Origin of the sequence: Paenibacillus lautus, from assembly GCF_050482385.1 — a bacterium.
Classification (GTDB): Bacteria; Bacillota; Bacilli; order Paenibacillales; family Paenibacillaceae; genus Paenibacillus_AQ; species Paenibacillus_AQ lautus_B.
Genome location: NZ_JBCNHV010000010.1, coordinates 557,192 through 572,811 on the forward strand (window position 1 = coordinate 557,192; position 15,620 = coordinate 572,811).

General features: G+C 47.4%; 14 protein-coding genes. All 14 read right to left on the reverse strand.

Annotated features, from left to right (window positions below; genetic code table 11):
* Nucleotides 1-84 precede the first annotated feature (84 nt).
* Nucleotides 85-2,355, reverse strand: coding sequence for a penicillin-binding transpeptidase domain-containing protein (locus tag ABEW73_RS13800; protein ID WP_430166947.1), 2,271 nt, complete (start codon nt 2,353-2,355; stop codon nt 85-87).
* Between the two features lie 18 nt (nt 2,356-2,373).
* Entirely contained in the window at nt 2,374-2,787 is a 414-nt protein-coding gene (locus ABEW73_RS13805; RefSeq protein ID WP_379406544.1) for a cell division protein FtsL, read from the reverse strand.
* Between the two features lie 33 nt (nt 2,788-2,820).
* Nucleotides 2,821-3,774 (reverse strand): 16S rRNA (cytosine(1402)-N(4))-methyltransferase RsmH, encoded by a 954-nt coding sequence (gene rsmH, locus ABEW73_RS13810; protein ID WP_326094145.1) that lies wholly within the window; start codon nt 3,772-3,774, stop codon nt 2,821-2,823.
* 77 nt (nt 3,775-3,851) lie between these two features.
* On the reverse strand, nt 3,852-4,289 hold the full coding sequence (gene mraZ, locus ABEW73_RS13815; RefSeq protein WP_009590832.1) for a division/cell wall cluster transcriptional repressor MraZ: 438 nt from the start codon (nt 4,287-4,289) through the stop codon (nt 3,852-3,854).
* A 207-nt stretch (nt 4,290-4,496) separates the two neighbouring features.
* On the reverse strand, nt 4,497-5,765 hold the full coding sequence (locus ABEW73_RS13820; RefSeq protein ID WP_098742742.1) for an adenosylhomocysteinase: 1,269 nt from the start codon (nt 5,763-5,765) through the stop codon (nt 4,497-4,499).
* A gap of 40 nt (nt 5,766-5,805) precedes the next feature.
* The gene (gene bshC, locus ABEW73_RS13825) at nt 5,806-7,437 is read right to left on the reverse strand and encodes a bacillithiol biosynthesis cysteine-adding enzyme BshC (RefSeq protein ID WP_430166950.1); all 1,632 of its coding nucleotides are present in this window, start codon (nt 7,435-7,437) and stop codon (nt 5,806-5,808) included.
* Between the two features lie 187 nt (nt 7,438-7,624).
* The gene (locus ABEW73_RS13830) at nt 7,625-8,563 is read right to left on the reverse strand and encodes an ABC transporter ATP-binding protein (protein WP_430166952.1); all 939 of its coding nucleotides are present in this window, start codon (nt 8,561-8,563) and stop codon (nt 7,625-7,627) included.
* Nucleotides 8,560-9,555 (reverse strand): ABC transporter ATP-binding protein, encoded by a 996-nt coding sequence (locus tag ABEW73_RS13835; RefSeq protein ID WP_076320625.1) that lies wholly within the window; start codon nt 9,553-9,555, stop codon nt 8,560-8,562. Before ABEW73_RS13835 ends, ABEW73_RS13830 begins: the two co-directional genes overlap by 4 nt.
* Before the next feature lie 13 nt (nt 9,556-9,568).
* Nucleotides 9,569-10,519, reverse strand: a complete 951-nt coding sequence (locus ABEW73_RS13840) for an ABC transporter permease (protein WP_430166954.1) — start codon at nt 10,517-10,519, stop codon at nt 9,569-9,571.
* 2 nt (nt 10,520-10,521) lie between these two features.
* Nucleotides 10,522-11,454: an ABC transporter permease gene (locus ABEW73_RS13845; RefSeq protein ID WP_430166956.1), complete on the reverse strand. Its 933-nt coding sequence runs from the start codon at nt 11,452-11,454 to the stop codon at nt 10,522-10,524.
* 209 nt (nt 11,455-11,663) lie between these two features.
* Nucleotides 11,664-13,325 carry a peptide ABC transporter substrate-binding protein gene (locus tag ABEW73_RS13850; protein WP_430166958.1) on the reverse strand — a complete coding sequence of 554 codons (1,662 nt, stop codon included), beginning with the start codon at nt 13,323-13,325 and terminating at the stop codon, nt 11,664-11,666.
* Between the two features lie 148 nt (nt 13,326-13,473).
* Nucleotides 13,474-13,860 (reverse strand): DUF3397 domain-containing protein, encoded by a 387-nt coding sequence (locus ABEW73_RS13855; protein WP_213645351.1) that lies wholly within the window; start codon nt 13,858-13,860, stop codon nt 13,474-13,476.
* Nucleotides 13,861-13,871: 11 nt separating this feature from the next.
* The gene (locus ABEW73_RS13860; protein WP_430166959.1) at nt 13,872-14,828 is read right to left on the reverse strand and encodes a ketopantoate reductase family protein; all 957 of its coding nucleotides are present in this window, start codon (nt 14,826-14,828) and stop codon (nt 13,872-13,874) included.
* Between the two features lie 141 nt (nt 14,829-14,969).
* Entirely contained in the window at nt 14,970-15,620 is a 651-nt protein-coding gene (locus tag ABEW73_RS13865; RefSeq protein ID WP_430166961.1) for an RsfA family transcriptional regulator, read from the reverse strand.

Genomic DNA, 15,620 nt, shown 5'->3' on the forward strand with positions numbered 1-15,620 from the left:
AAGCTTCCCTCCCTGTTTGAACCCGAAAGCTCATGATATGCGTTCTTCACATGAGTATTCGGGACAAACCCGGGTTAGAACAAGCTATTCCCCTCCTGCGCTGCCTGTTGTTTCAGTTTCTTCATCGGTGGATTCTTCCCCGTTAGGATCTTCGTTGCCAGCGGATGATGTTTCATCCGTGCTGCTGGTCCCTGTTATCAACTCTTGAGCCGATTTCAAGGTTAATTGCACGATTCGCTGGCCATTCTCCTTGGCTTCCAATTGCGAAACAACGTAGCCCTCACCCTGAACATTAACCTTTACTTTCATCAACGTGAGTACTTCCATGGCGTCCCTGAGCGATTCACCCTCTAAATTCGGGATCTTCATCGTTGGGCTATCCTCTGTAAGAAGATAGATCCGTTGACCAGCACTAATGATCGCATTTGCAGGCGGATATTGCTCCTTCACCGTGCTGCCGTTGCCCAAGGTCTCAAACGCTACTCCATCCTTCAGCAGTTTCGCTTTTACGTCGCTCAGCTTCATCCCCGTAAAGTCTGGTGCTTTCAGGGAATCCTTCAGCGTTGTACCTGCATTCGATTTTTCTTTATCCTGAGTTGCATTCGATTTGGGAACGCCCCAATAATTCAATGTGTTGGAGACGATTTCTTTGAATATCGGTGCTGCCAGCTTACCGCCGCCTTGTTCCACGTTCGGTTCGTCGATAATGACCAGTACGGCAATCTTCGGATTCTCGACGGGAGCGTACCCGATGAACGAAACCACTTGTTTCGAACGGTCTTTATATCCGCCGCCGGATTTTATAGCGGTACCCGTTTTGCCCGCAACCCGGTAGCCTTCAATATACGCAAGCCTACCTGTACCAATGGATTGGTCGGCTACGACCTGCTCAAGGTAAGTCCCTGTTTCTCTTGCGGCTTTAGGAGATATAACCTGACGCACGACTTCCGGCTCGATTTTCTCAACCTTGCCCGTGTTTGGGTCCTCGATCTGCTTCACCATATGAGGCTTCATGAGCTTGCCTCCGTTAGCCACTGCCGAAATAGCAGCGATCTGTTGGATAGGCGTTACGGATACAGCGTAACCGTAGGTCATGGTTGAAATATCGGAATCATAAGTCATATTCAAGGTACCCAAAACTTCGACTGGGAGGTCGATCCCCGTTCTCTGAGTAAACCCAAATTCCTGAATGTAGTTGGTAAATCGTTCCTTGCCAAGCATTTCGAATCCCAATTTTACAAAAGCAACGTTACTCGACTTCTTCACACCTTCCAAATAAGTGATAGGGCCCCAGCCTACGCTGTTAATGTCCCGGTGAGTTCTTCCACCCGCTCTTATGGATCCGGATTGATAAATAGCACCCGGGTTAAACAGCTTCTCCTGAACTGCACTGGCCAGCGTTACAATTTTGAAAGTCGATCCCGGCTCATAGGTGGACCGCACGGCATGATTGTTAAAATCTTTCGGCTTCCATTCCGAATATGTATTGGGATCAAAAGTCGGCATGTTGGCCATCCCCAGTATTTCCATCGTGTTCGGATCCGCTGCGATGACCGTCATACTGATTGGTTTATATTGGTTATACGTGTCGCGCATCGCTTCCTCGATATAATACTGGATTGTATCGTCGGTCGTCAGCACTAAATTTTTCCCATTTATTGCAGGCTGGTATAAATCGTCCTCACTCGGGAGCTTGACCCCCTTCTTGTCACTCTTGTAAGAAGCGAATCCGTCGGTTCCCTTTAGTTTGTCGTCATAATATTGCTCAATGCCTCCGACACCTTTACCCTGTCGATCGGTATAACCCAAGATATGAGCAGCCAATGTCTTTTGTGGGTAATATCGTTTTGACTCTCGCTGAAAGCCGATGCCCGAATCGGGAACCTTACCGGCGGCCTTTAATTTTTGATTCAAGCTTTCACTAAACTCTTTAACCTCTTCCATCTTCTCTTGGCTGATCTTCCATCCTTCATTGCGGACTTCCACGCCCTTCAAGTATTCGCCATCCTTGTCTTTGGCTTGAACCATCTCTCGAAGCTTGTCCTCATCCTTGCCGAGAGTTTCGTGAAGCCCTTTAACTACCTCATTCACCATGCCGTTAGCCTGAATGACCGCAGGATTCACAATGACCGTAAAGGCAGGCGCATCCATGGCAAGAATATCGCCGTCCCGATCCATAATCGTCCCTCTAGTGGCCGGAAGATCCTGTTTACGAGACCACTTCTTCAAAGCTTCGGCCTTCCAGAAGTCGTTATCGATCACCTGCAGCCAAAACACCCGACCAATCAATAAAGCAAAAAAGAGGGTTATACATCCCCCTATTAGCACGGTACGCAGTTTGATTTTTTTTATCATCGGTCAAAACCTCACACTTCAATCATTTTGTCCCGAGTCCGAATTCTGTGTCCCGGATGAACCCGAGACGGGTGATAGATGGATCGTATTTTTATCCTCAATAGGCACATAACCCAACTCTTTTGCCTTGTCCAATATTTGCGTCTCCAGTGTTTGCTTTTCAACCTGAAGCTGATCAATATTTCGTTTCGCTTTGAGTATATTATTGTCGGTATCATGAATTTGCCGGTTTAAGTCATAGGAATGAACATGACTCATGCCAATGACGCCCATGACGGCAACCACAAACACCACGGACAACATATACAGCAGCTTTTCTTTTTGCGGAAGCTGGGAACGACGTTTGACGACTTTTGTCTTCTCGAGATAAGCGGACTGCTGCGTTTCCTTCTGTCTCTCCTGTACGGCTAAATTGCCGCGCGTGTAGGCCATGGCTGATTCTCCTTCTTCAGGGATTTTATGTTTCTACAGTTTCTCCGCAATCCGCAGCTTCGCCGATCGCGCCCTTGGATTACTCTCAATCTCTTCCGCAGAGGGGATAAGCGGTTTGCGGTTCACCAGTTTCAGATCACCTTGGCCGCCTCCGCATACACACATCGGAAAGTCTGGAGGGCACGTACACTTGGGAATGTAGCTGTTAAAAATCTGTTTGCATATCCGGTCTTCGAGCGAGTGAAAAGTGATTACTGAAACTCTTCCTCCTGGTGCAAGACATCTCACGGCTTGGTGAAGTGCATCTTTGAATGCACCAAGCTCATCATTTACCGCAATCCGAAACGCTTGAAAGCTTCGTTTCGCCGGATGGCCGCCCGTTCTCCGAGCTGCGGCCGGAATCCCTTCCTTAATCATTTCGACAAGCTCGCCCGTTGTTTGAATAGGACTCTGTGCCCTTCTTTCAACAATGACCTTGGCAATTCGTCTTGAAAATTTCTCTTCGCCGTATTCATACAATATTCGTGCGATTTCCTGTTCTGGCCATTCGTTTACAATCTTGGCTGCGGTAAGCTCAGCGGATTGATCCATCCGCATATCCAGCGGGGCATCATGGTTGTAACTAAAGCCTCTCTCCCCTTCATCGAACTGCGGAGAGGATACGCCCAAATCGAACAGTATACCGTCAACTTGCGGCTGCCCGTTCTCGTCAACCTCCACTTCGTTTCGGAGCACCTCCTCCAAATCACGAAAATTGGTTTTGACAAGAGTGATCCGGTCCACATAAGGCTTCATGACTTCCCGGGCATTATTCAATGCCCAATCGTCCTGATCCAATGCGATTAACCGGCCCTTCGAACTTAGTTGGGAAGCAATAAGCGAGCTGTGCCCTGCTCCCCCGAGCGTACAGTCAACATATATACCGTCTGGTTTGATGCGCAGCCCTTCTGTTGCTTCTTGCTTAAGCACTGTGATGTGGTGGAACAAAGCTGCAGCCCTCCATTGTGTCTCATTCATAGTTTTTAAGTGTAACTTGTCCATTTCCATACGATGTTCCTAGCTGGTTATAAATCAAAATCAAAGTCTACCAGCTTCTCAGCAATGTCGTTGAATGCTTCCTCCGATTGCTGATAGTAATTCTGCCACTGCTCCTTGCTCCAGATCTCCACTCGGCTCGATACGCCGATAACAACGCATTCCTTCTCGAGCTTGGCGAACTCGCGCAAATTGCCCGGCAAATTTACCCTTCCCTGTTTATCCCATTCACATTCCGTCGCCCCGGAGAAAAAAAACCGTGTGAATGCGCGTGCATCCGACTTCATGAGTGGCAGGGATTTGAGCTTCTGCTCCATGATGGCCCATTCATCTTTGGGGTATACAAAGAGGCAATTGTCCAATCCGCGGGTTACGATAAACGAGGTGCCCAGGAGGTCACGAAATTTAGCAGGGATGATGATTCTCCCCTTATCGTCGATGCTATGTTGAAACTCCCCCATGAACATCAGGCACTCCACCCCTTAACCCCGATTCCCCACTTTGCACCACTTTCCACCACTTTAGGATAATAGATTCGGCGTCAAGAATCAAATACCTTCTAACGAGCATTTGTTTTTTTGGAACTTTCTCTCAGTACATTCGCACAAAAAACCTCCTTTCATCCCACTCGGGGATGGAAAGGAGGTTTGCAAATGATCTAAAGCTGCTGCTGTTTAGTGCTGAGCCCAGCTGTCCAAGTAAGACTTTTGCTCAGCGCTCAGGCTGTCGATTGTAATACCTAGACTTTCCAGTTTATATAAGGCAACCTGTTCATCCAATTCGTAAGGAACATTTACTACGTGGTTACCGATGTTCTTGTACTGATCATTCACGTGTTTGAGAGACAAGGCCTGAAGCGCAAACGTCATATCCATAATTTCTGCCGGATGTCCGTCACCTGCCGCCAGATTCACCAAACGGCCTTCGGCAAGCAAATAAATCTTACGACCATCTTTCAGATGATATTCTTCGATATTGCGCCGAACCGTCCGAACTGATTGAGACCGTTCTGACAAATCCGGTTTATTGACTTCCACATCGAAATGACCGGCATTGGATAAAATGGCACCGTCCTTCATGACATCAAAGTCTTCCCCACTAATGACATCGCGGTTACCCGTGACGGTCACAAAGAAATCTCCCAATTTGGCTGCTTCGCGCATTGGCATGACGCGGAAGCCGTCCATATAAGCTTCAACGGCCTTAATCGCATCAATCTCGGTCACAATGACGTTGGCACCAAGACCTTTGGCGCGCATAGCCACGCCCTTCCCGCACCAGCCATACCCTACGACAACGACGGTCTTACCTGCAACCACCAGGTTGGTCGTCCGGTTAATTCCGTCCCAGACCGATTGTCCGGTACCGTAACGGTTATCGAATAAGTATTTGCAGTAAGCATCATTCACGGCAACCATCGGGAATTTCAGAGAGCCTTCCTTCTCCAAAGATTTCAGGCGCAGGATGCCTGTCGTTGTCTCTTCAGCTCCGCCTCGAATTCCTTCAAGCAGATCCGTACGTTCGGAGTGAAGGATCGTTACGAGATCCCCGCCATCGTCGATAATCAGATCCGGTCTGGTCTCCAGTGTTGAAATGAGGTGCTGCTTGTATTCTGCAGGATCCGGGTTATACTTGGCAAACACCGTGATCCCGTCTTCTACCAATGCGGCACACACATCATCTTGAGTGGACAACGGATTACTGCCCGTAATTGTCACTTCAGCTCCGCCAGCCTGAACGACTTTCGCCAGATAAGCAGTCTTGGCTTCCAGATGCAAGGAGATGGCGACTTTCAACCCTTTGAATGGCTGTTCTTTCTCGAATTGTTCACGCACCCGATTCAATACCGGCATATGCGCCTTCACCCAATCAATTTTCAAATGACCTTCCGGTGCCAGTTTCAAGTCGGTAATATTGCTGGTTTGTATTGATGATGAGCTCATTTAACGGCCTCCTATGATCTGATGATTGAATTCCTGATCATTATACGTAAAGGACCCTGTGAATGCCTGAAGCAACGTATGGGATTTCCATCAGGCGATCCACCAGATTCAATCCATAACGATTCATGTATTCCAGGATGTTATACACCCTCTCCTGAGGTTTCCCTTCCGGCATCAGTGTCTGTTCAATGCGTTTCCACTGTGCCAGCGCGGCCTCATGCTGCTGTTCCAAGGCATTCCGGGATTTACTTAACAGGTAATCCATCTGCTCCAATATTTTATCTTTATTGGTTAGACCTAATTTTAACAGTCCACTTTGCATTTTGCCAAGATCTTCTATTAAAGGCTGATATAATGCTTCAAATTGTTCCCGGGTTTGACTGAATCGCTCTTCCAGATTCAACTCATCCTTGCTGGCAAGCCAAGCCTCACGCTTCTCAGACAAGCGGAGGTGCACATCCTCGAAGGACAATCCATATTTCTCCATAAGCTTATGGACGGTTCCATCTACGATGGAGAATGACATTCTCGGGATGATCAGCGGCATCTGCAAACCTAAGTCGGAAAATGCATAGCGCGTAATCGCCCAATAGGAAATCTCCCCTGGACCGAGTATCGTTCCGAGCACGGGCAGCAGCGAATCCTGCATAATTGGACGGGTCAGCACATTGTTGCTGAAGCGTTCCGGATGCTGATGCAAATCCCGAAGCAGTTCTTCCTCCGTGAGCGTAATGATGCCTTTCCGGTCTGAGAATACACGTCCTTCTCGGTAAAGCAGCAAGCGTCTGCCTTCATGCAAGTAGAACAAGTTGGCCCCATTCTCGGATACATCAGCCTGGACTTCATATCCCAAACCTGCGATATCCCTTGCAGCCTGCTGGTACGAAAGTCCCATTGTTTCGTTGCGGGTAATCAAAGATTCGAATACGGGTATTTCCAACGCTCGCAGTCCCGGATCTGCAGAATCCAGGAGTATTAGCCCATATTTGCCGAACATACAGCTGATGAGTTTAGCGAATGCCTCGCTGAGTCCAGCCGAACCGTCAAACGACTCCCTCGCCATCTTCAGCAGATCTGCCTTATATTCGCTGTCTGCCAATTGAATCTGGAGCTCTGCCAGCATCGCATTCCAATCTTCCTCAGCAACGTCAGTATAACTAACCGACGTCCTGAGTCCGTCCTTGGCATCAAGCTTGATCTTGGAAAGCTGCTGATCCTGACTCAGGAAGTACGTATGATTCACTTCATCCCAATCATGATCTTCCCCGGCGATCCAAAATACAGGCACGACAGGACGATTCAAGCGCTCTTCCGCTTCGCGGGCCGCTTGAATGACGGTAATTGCTTTATATATGACAAGCAGAGGTCCGGTGAACAAACCGCTTTGTTGTCCACCAACCATGGTAACCGTTCCTGGCTGCTCCAGAAGTTGGAGTGATTTATGTACAGCGGGATGGTCATTGTGTTTCTGATTGTACGTCCGAAGACAATCTGCCAGCGCTTTACGCTGAATTCGTTTGTCTTCCGAAAGATCCAGCCATTGTACTCGCTCTGCATAGCTGTGCTCGCCGCGGTAATCTTCACCGTAGAACCCGCTTACCCGGTCGAAGTGATGAATATAATCCTGAGCGAGACGCGAAGCGAGGGATAATGGTTCCGGAACGATATTCATGAGGTATTCCTCCTATTCTACGTCGCAACCAAATCTAGATTGTGCATGAAATTTAATTATTCTATAACATTTTGCCTTTCTTGATTGTACCGAATGTTGGCATTCTGCGTCAAAGGAAAAGAATAGCCGCCGGCACGATGCCAGCGGCTATTCTTGAAGCAGCTTTCTCATATTCAGGTCCGCTTGTTCAAGCGTAGGCCTTTGCAACCCAGTGTCCTTTGGACACTTCGACCAATTCCGAATCCTTCACGTCCAGTTGAACCGTTCCGTCTTCGCCTTTGGCAGCTGAAATCGGCCCCTGCATATCGTCTTCCAGCTTGAGACGCTTTTTGTTTGCCTCAATTTCTGGATCCGGAATCGGAATCGCGGACAGCAAAGTCTTGGTATAAGGATGGATCGGATTTGCATACAGCTCTTCACTGTCTGCTAGCTCCACCATTTTACCCAAATACATAACCGCTACCCGATCACTGATATGCTTGACCATGGACAGGTCATGCGCAATGAAGAGATAGGTCAAGCCCAGACGGTCCTGCAAATCCTTAAGCAGATTGACAACCTGCGCCTGAATCGAAACGTCAAGCGCCGAGATCGGCTCGTCGCATATGATGAATTTAGGGTTTACCGCAAGAGCACGAGCAATCCCGATCCGTTGACGTTGACCGCCGGAGAATTCATGAGGGTAACGCGTCGAGTGGTCACTATTCAAGCCGACCATATCCAGCAGCTCCTCAATCCGCTTCTTGCGTTCGGCGCGACTGCCGGCCATACCGTGAATATCCAATGCTTCTCCGATAATATCCGACACCGTGAATCTTGGATTCAGCGAGGCATACGGATCCTGGAAGATCATCTGCATATCGCGGCGCATCGCCTTCATCTTGCCCGGAGACAGCTTGTAAATATCCGTTCCGTTAAAATTAACGCTGCCGGCCGTAGGTTCATAGAGACGGAGAATCGTCCGTCCTGCTGTTGATTTACCACAACCCGACTCTCCCACCATGCCAAGCGTTTCGCCTTCGCGAATATAAAAATTCAAGTCGTCGACTGCTTTAAGGATGTTGCCCTTACCGACGTTAAAATACTTCTTCAGGCCCTTTACCTCAATCAAGTGGTTTTCCTTCATGAACCCTGCGCCTCCTTCGCCATCGGATGCAGATTCCAGCAGCGCGCCATATGCGTGTCGCTAAATTCCGTTGCGCCCGGATCCACCCGTTCACAAATTCGCATAGCTTCATCACAGCGAGCGGCGAACGGACAGCCTACAGGCGGTTTGATCAGATCCGGTGGTGTTCCGATAATCGGAATGAGCGGTTCGTCTTTCTTCTGATCCAGACGCGGCATGGAACGAAGCAAACCTTTGGTGTAAGGATGCTGCGGATTTTTGAAAATCTCCCATTTCGTTCCCGTTTCCACCACTTCACCTGCGTACATTACGATGACACGGTCACACATGCCGGCAACCACGCCAAGGTCATGCGTGATCAGAATGATGGATGTTCCGAGGCGCTCCTGCATTTCCTTCATAACGTCCATAATCTGTGCCTGAATGGTAACGTCGAGTGCCGTTGTCGGCTCATCGGCGATCAGCAGGGTCGGCTTGCACGCAAGCGCGATGGCTATCATCGCACGCTGGCGCATACCGCCGGAGAACTCATGCGGATACTGATTGAAACGTTCCTCGGCATTTTTGATGCCAACCAGCTTCAGCATTTCAATCGCATGTTTTTTGGCTTCGGAGAAAGACATCCCCTGGTGCTTAATCAGCACCTCCGTAATTTGCTTACCTATTCGAATGGTCGGGTTCAGCGATGTCATCGGATCCTGGAAGATCATCCCGATATCCTTGCCGCGAATCGCTTCCATCTGTTTATTCGTTTTTTTGAGAAGGTCTTGTCCTTGGAAAATGACCTCACCCTTTTTTATTTCTGAGGGCGGGGACGGAATCAATCGCATAATGGTCTGGGCGGTAACACTTTTACCGCTTCCGGACTCACCGACGATGGCAACCGTCTCCCCCTTGCCGACTTCAAAATTCATGCCGCGGACTGCCTTTACTTCACCGCCGCGAACACGAAACGATACGTTGAGGTCCTTTACCTGCAAGATCGGTTCCATACCTTCCCACCTCCTATTTTTTCAATTTCGGATCCAGCGCATCACGCAATCCATCACCGAAAATGTTAAATGCCAACATCGTCAAGCTGATAAATAGAGCAGGGAACAACATCCGCCATGGATAGTACATCCATCCGGACAGGGCATCATTAATCATGGAGCCCCATGAGGCAACCGGTGCTTGAACTCCAAGACCAAGGAAGCTCAGGAAAGCCTCGGAAAAAATCGCGCTTGGAACCGACAGGGTCAAGGTAACGATAATCGGCCCCATCGCATTCGGAATCAAATGCCGGAACAACAGGCGTGCGGTTCCCGCACCCATCGAACGTGAAGCAAGGACATATTCTCTGTTCTTAAGCTGCATAATCTCGCCCCGCACAATCCAGGACATGTTAATCCAACCGGTGATGGTTAAGGCGAGTATGATCGTTCCTAAACTTGGTTCAAATACAACCAACAGCAAAATCGTAACGAGCAGGTACGGAATGGAATACAAAATTTCTGCAAACTTATTCATGAACTCATCGACACGGCCACCGAAATAACCCATGATGCCGCCATATATTACACCAATCATCAAGTCAATCGCAGCTGCTGCAAGACCAACGGTCAAGGAAATCCGAGCACCCATCCAAGTACGAACAAAAACATCGCGGCCCAGATCGTCGGTTCCAAACCAATGTTCTGATGAAGGCGGCATATTCGTATTCATCAAATCATTCGTTTCATAATCATAGTTAGAGATCATCGGGCCGATAATGGCCATGATGACAATCAGGATCATAATAATCAAGCCGGACATAGCAAGCTTGTTCTTGCGCAATCTTTCCCAGGAATCTCTCCAGGAGGACAAACTTTCACGCTGTATTACCTCGGATTGTTTCTCATCAGGACCAATCTTCTGAAAATCTTCAGGCTTCAAGTTTAGTGCCGCAGGATGAGGCATACTTTGTTCTTTCTCCATGTCTACCTCTCCTTCCCGCCGGTCAATTTAATGCGTGGATCCACAAATACATATACGATATCTGTAACGAAACGCGCCAGCATCAGCAAGATGCCGTAGAATATGGTAATCCCCATAATGACTGTATAATCGCGGTTTGTGATACTTTCCACAAACTGCTTGCCAATGCCGCCAATACCGAAGATCTGTTCAATAACGACCGAACCGGTAATGATGTTCGCTGTCATTGGGCCGACATAAGTTACGACCGGCAATATCCCGTTTCGGACCACGTGACGGAACATAATGGCGAACCAGTTAAGACCCTTGGCCTTCGCCGTCTTGATATAATCCGAATGCAGTACTTCCAGCATGCTGGATCGCGTTAATCGCGCGATAAATGCAATCGGCTGAGCAGATAGAGCCATAACAGGAAGCACGTAGTCGAGCGGTCCTTCAAAGCCCATAACATTGAAAATACCCGCTTTCTCTGCGAGAACGAATTGCAACAATGACGCTAGTACAAAACTCGGTACCGCAATCCCCAGAACCGAGATAATCATGGCGATGTTGTCAATCAGCTTGCGGTGATACAGAGCTGCAAGCATCCCCAGCAGGACACCCACAATAACGGATACGACGATCGCGATAAGACCCAATCGAAGTGAAGGGCCAAATGTATCAACAATAATATCAGTGACGGATTGCCCCTGTTTTTTCATAGACAAACCAAAGTCACCCTGAACGATATTGCCCAAGTATTTCGTATATTGCTGAAATACCGGTTTATCTAAATCATACTGCTCCATCAGCCTCGCCAAAATTTCAGGCGATGGCTTTTTCTCTCCCATAAACGGATCGCCCGGTATGGCTTTCATAAGAAAAAAAGTGGCTGAGATCAGTATGAACAACGATACAAGCATATAAAAAAACTTACTCGCCACATACCTCAGCATTTCGCTAGCCTCCTGATCAGTTGTTCTAAACCAAGCCGTCTATATAATTGTATTATTCTAGAACGGACCTGGCATCCCTTAACTTTCACCAACGGACACAAGATTTGGAAACCTTGTGCTCATACAAAAAAATCGGGATATATATGAGGTTTAAAATGCCCCACATATATATCCCGAACCGTAATCTTTTATAAATGGTTTACAAAAGACTACTCGATATATGCACGTGTGAAATCGATATCACCCTTATAATCCAGATGAAGATTCTTCACCCATGGTTTAACCAGGGACACGCTGGAGTAGTAGTAGATCGGCATAACAACTTGGTTGTCTTCAACAAGAATTTTCTCAGCTTTGGACATCAGCTCCATGCGTTTAGCGTTATCGCTAGTTGCATAAGCATCCTTCACAAGCTTGTCATATTCTTCGTTCTTGAAACCAGTATCGTTGTTACCGCCGTTGGATGTCCACATATCGATATAAGTCATCGGGTCGTTATAGTCTGCTCCCCAACCGGAACGTGCCACTTGATAGTTCAAAGCATCACGGTTCTTCAGGAATACGCCCCACTCTTGGTTTTGAACCTTCACAGTAACGCCGAGGTTGTTCTTCCACATATCCGCAATGGCAAGCGCAATTTTCTTGTGGTTGTCATCGGAATTGTGGATTAGAGTTACTTCCGGTAATGTGGTATAGCCTTTTTCCTTCATACCTTGCTCGAGCAGTTTCTTAGCTTCTTCAAGATTTTCATCGAAGTAAGTATCCGGTACCTCTTTACGGTACTCGTCGGACTCACCCTTGATACCAGGAGGAACAAAACCATGTGCAGGAAGTTGTCCACCTTGCGTGATTTTCTCTACGATCGCCTGACGATCAATCGCCATTGCAAAAGCTTTACGGATGTTCACATTGTCAAATGGTTCTTCTGTTGTGTTAAAGATATAGAAATACGTCGATGAAATACCTTTGATCATCAGTTCATCGCCCAATTCCTTCTTGATCGCATTCAGCTGATCCGTCGGAATATTTCCTGTTGGATGTCCTGCATAATCCAATTCATCGTTACGATAGCTTGAAAGTTCAGTTGCAGAGCTGTTCACGATACTCATTTGAACTTTTTCAAGTTTGATTGCATCCTTGTCCCAATATTGGTCGTTCTTCACAAGCTCGATCTTTTGACCTTTGGTCATTTGTGAAACTTTGAACGGACCATTACCAATCAATGTTTCCGGTTTGGTTGCCCAAGAAGCATTACCTTCAACGGAGTTATGAATCGGGAAGTAGGTTTGGAATGACATCAAGCTGAGGAAGTATGGCGTTGGGTTTGCCAGCGTAACTTCGAGCGTATAATCATCGGTTGCTTTTAAGCCGACTTCATTGGCGTCTTTGATCTCTCCAAGATTGTAAGCTTCAGCGTTCTTAATGTAATAGAGCTGATACGCATATGGTGATGCTGGAGTAAAGTTCGGATCAAGTACGCGTTTCCATGCATACTCAAAATCTTTTGCCGTTACTGAATCGCCGTTACTCCATTTGGCATCTTTGCGAAGGGTGAAGACATATTTCAATCCGTCTTCAGAAACATCCCATTTTTCGGCTACGCCAGGCTCTTCTGATCCATCTGCACCCTTCCGAACCAAACCTTCAAACACAGCACTGATTACTGTATTCGACGTGTTATCCTGAGACAAGCCCGGATCCAATGTAGGAGGGTCGGAAGCAAGGTTCATACGGAAAACTTGCTCTTTAGGCTTGTCCGCCGTTCCGCCTTTATTGGCGCCATCGTTCTTGTCAGCTCCACATGCTGCTAAAACTGAGCTGAAAGCAAGAATTAACGTCATAAGAAGCATTAATTTCTTTTGTTTCTTCATCTTGCGGTATCCCCCTCATAGATTTTAGGTATATGCTTATCGATTATACAACCAGTGGTCAAAAAAATCCAGAAATCAATAAATTGAAAAATCTGCCTGACCCAAAGATCAAACAGATTTATCATAAAATTCTAGTTGTTAGAATTGTTTACATCATCTTAATTATGTAGGAGAGGACGCCAAAAAATGTGAATATGATGTACCCGAAACTCATGCTGACAAACCCGAGACGCCACACGGCGCGCAGCAGCCTTTTACCGTTAACCTTGCCTTTCCAGCGGTTCTGCGCACTGCCGATCAGCCCTGCTGCAATGAGCAGCATGAGGAGAATGAGATAGAAACCGAATTTGGACTGGAATGTATTATTAAACAAGGCGGAGACTGAAAACAGCATAAAAAATGTGGTGACATCCATGGCCAGCTCCAGCGCTTGCTTTCGATTTTTATTTCTTTGCAAGACAATGAAATAAACCAGTAAAAACGGAATGAACGGAAAAGAACTTAATGTTTGAAACAGCCCCTGCAAGAAACCCATGCTAAGACCCCCTATGTATTCATCCCCTCGATGAGCTTCGTAATCAGCTCGTGTGTTGGCACAGAAATCCCATATTTTTGGCCCAGACGGACAATACTTCCGTTAATCCAGGCAACTTCCGTCGTTCTACCGTCCATTACATCCTTAAGCATGGAGGACGTGTTACCTGAAGTCGATTGACAAACGGATATAATCCATTCCCATAGCCCGCTTCCGTAAGGAATTCCACCCGCTTCATATACAGCGATCCCTTCATGATATAGCTGCTTCATAAACCTGAGTCGTTCAGGGGAAGATAACAGCTCTCCGTTAGGAATCCGCCACAATGCAGTCAATGGATTAATGACTGCGTTCATCAGCAGCTTGCGATAAATCATCTCATCCATTTGATTCGACAAAAAAGCTTCAAATCCTGCTCTATTCAGCTGTTTAACCAGTTCAATTTCATGATTTTCTGGAGATAAAGGTTCTAATGGGCTCCAGGCGGGCATCATTTTGCCGATTGTCGTCGTTCCATGACCGGCATGCAAAACAGAGACGCCGCTTGAACGCTTGGCCCCTTCCGTTGTAATGGCCGCGTAGATCGTCCAAACTGGCAGCAGCTCCTGAAGCCGCTCCAAATGGCCTGTACCGTTCTGAAAACATATTAGTCTGCGATGTTCTTGACCATATTGAGCCAGCATCTCCGTTGCCATCTCTTCGATCCCTTGCTGCTTCAACATGAGGAGAAGATAATCCGCATCGGCAGCGCCACCCGACTGCGCAAAGGATGACCATGAACAGACCGAGAACGCATGGGCGTCAACAACCTGGTGCTGACCCTTCTCCTCGATGGTTATGCCGGAAGCCCGAAGCTTGTCCGCCTGCTCCTCGCTTCGGCACCATAACGTGACACGGCAGCCTGAATTCGCAAGTTTACCCGCAAATAATAGCCCCAATGAGCCAGCTCCGATAATATGGATATTCATGATAATCCCCCATTTTATGTAATCAACCACGAAGTACTAGTCCTAGTATATATCAGAATAATCCTCGATACGCACAAATAACCCGCCAAAGCGCATGGAATGCACTAATGCGGGTTACGGCTAGAGCAAGATAACCTTTACCTATTCGATTCGTTCCAGATTACCGTTTGCGTCCATTTTGAAGCGTGTTTTAAGCTCCTCGTCTTCTTCATTTAAGAAAGCAAGTCTTCGTGCCCGATCCATGATCTGAATCAGTGCCTTATAATCGTCATTGACCACATGATAGTCTGTTTTCACTTCGCTGACTTCCTTCAATAACCGTTGATTCTCACTGCGGAGTCTTGAAAGCTCATCCTCTTTTTCTCGCAAGTTCTTCTCCAGCAATTTATACTGACGCGAACTTTCCTGAAGCCCGCCCTTCCACTGACGAAGGAAACGGATAACGGCATCGATGGACAGTGTTTCTTCACTTGCACCATCATTCTTATAGACATCGTGCTCCAGTTCCGGAGCAGCCAAGCCGGCAACCTGCGGTCCACTTGCCAAAGGTTGTTTTTTATAATAACTTCTCTTTTGACGCTGAGATTTCGCCAAGCTGATAGCATCCTCATATTTCTTGCGAACGCAGCTATTCCAACGAAATCCACAAGCTGCCGATGTCCGGCCGATTCTTTCTCCCACTTCCTCAAAGGCAGCCAATTGGGTGCTGCCCTCACGAATATGACGAAGAGTCACCTCCGCCAATATCAGGTCGTCCTCTGCACTCCATGCATCCTGTCTCACTGCTGACAT

Coding starts and splice junctions, on each gene's coding strand:
- ABEW73_RS13865 (WP_430166961.1), bottom strand. CDS start 15,620: ATGTCAGCAGTGAGACAGGATGCATGGAGTGCAGAGGACGACCTGATA.
- ABEW73_RS13845 (WP_430166956.1), bottom strand. CDS start 11,454: ATGCTGAGGTATGTGGCGAGTAAGTTTTTTTATATGCTTGTATCGTTG.
- ABEW73_RS13830 (WP_430166952.1), bottom strand. CDS start 8,563: ATGAAGGAAAACCACTTGATTGAGGTAAAGGGCCTGAAGAAGTATTTT.
- ABEW73_RS13800 (WP_430166947.1), bottom strand. CDS start 2,355: ATGATAAAAAAAATCAAACTGCGTACCGTGCTAATAGGGGGATGTATA.
- bshC (WP_430166950.1), bottom strand. CDS start 7,437: ATGAATATCGTTCCGGAACCATTATCCCTCGCTTCGCGTCTCGCTCAG.
- mraZ (WP_009590832.1), bottom strand. CDS start 4,289: ATGTTCATGGGGGAGTTTCAACATAGCATCGACGATAAGGGGAGAATC.
- ABEW73_RS13820 (WP_098742742.1), bottom strand. CDS start 5,765: ATGAGCTCATCATCAATACAAACCAGCAATATTACCGACTTGAAACTG.
- ABEW73_RS13835 (WP_076320625.1), bottom strand. CDS start 9,555: ATGGAACCGATCTTGCAGGTAAAGGACCTCAACGTATCGTTTCGTGTT.
- ABEW73_RS13850 (WP_430166958.1), bottom strand. CDS start 13,325: ATGAAGAAACAAAAGAAATTAATGCTTCTTATGACGTTAATTCTTGCT.
- ABEW73_RS13840 (WP_430166954.1), bottom strand. CDS start 10,519: ATGGAGAAAGAACAAAGTATGCCTCATCCTGCGGCACTAAACTTGAAG.
- ABEW73_RS13860 (WP_430166959.1), bottom strand. CDS start 14,828: ATGAATATCCATATTATCGGAGCTGGCTCATTGGGGCTATTATTTGCG.
- ABEW73_RS13855 (WP_213645351.1), bottom strand. CDS start 13,860: ATGGGTTTCTTGCAGGGGCTGTTTCAAACATTAAGTTCTTTTCCGTTC.
- ABEW73_RS13805 (WP_379406544.1), bottom strand. CDS start 2,787: ATGGCCTACACGCGCGGCAATTTAGCCGTACAGGAGAGACAGAAGGAA.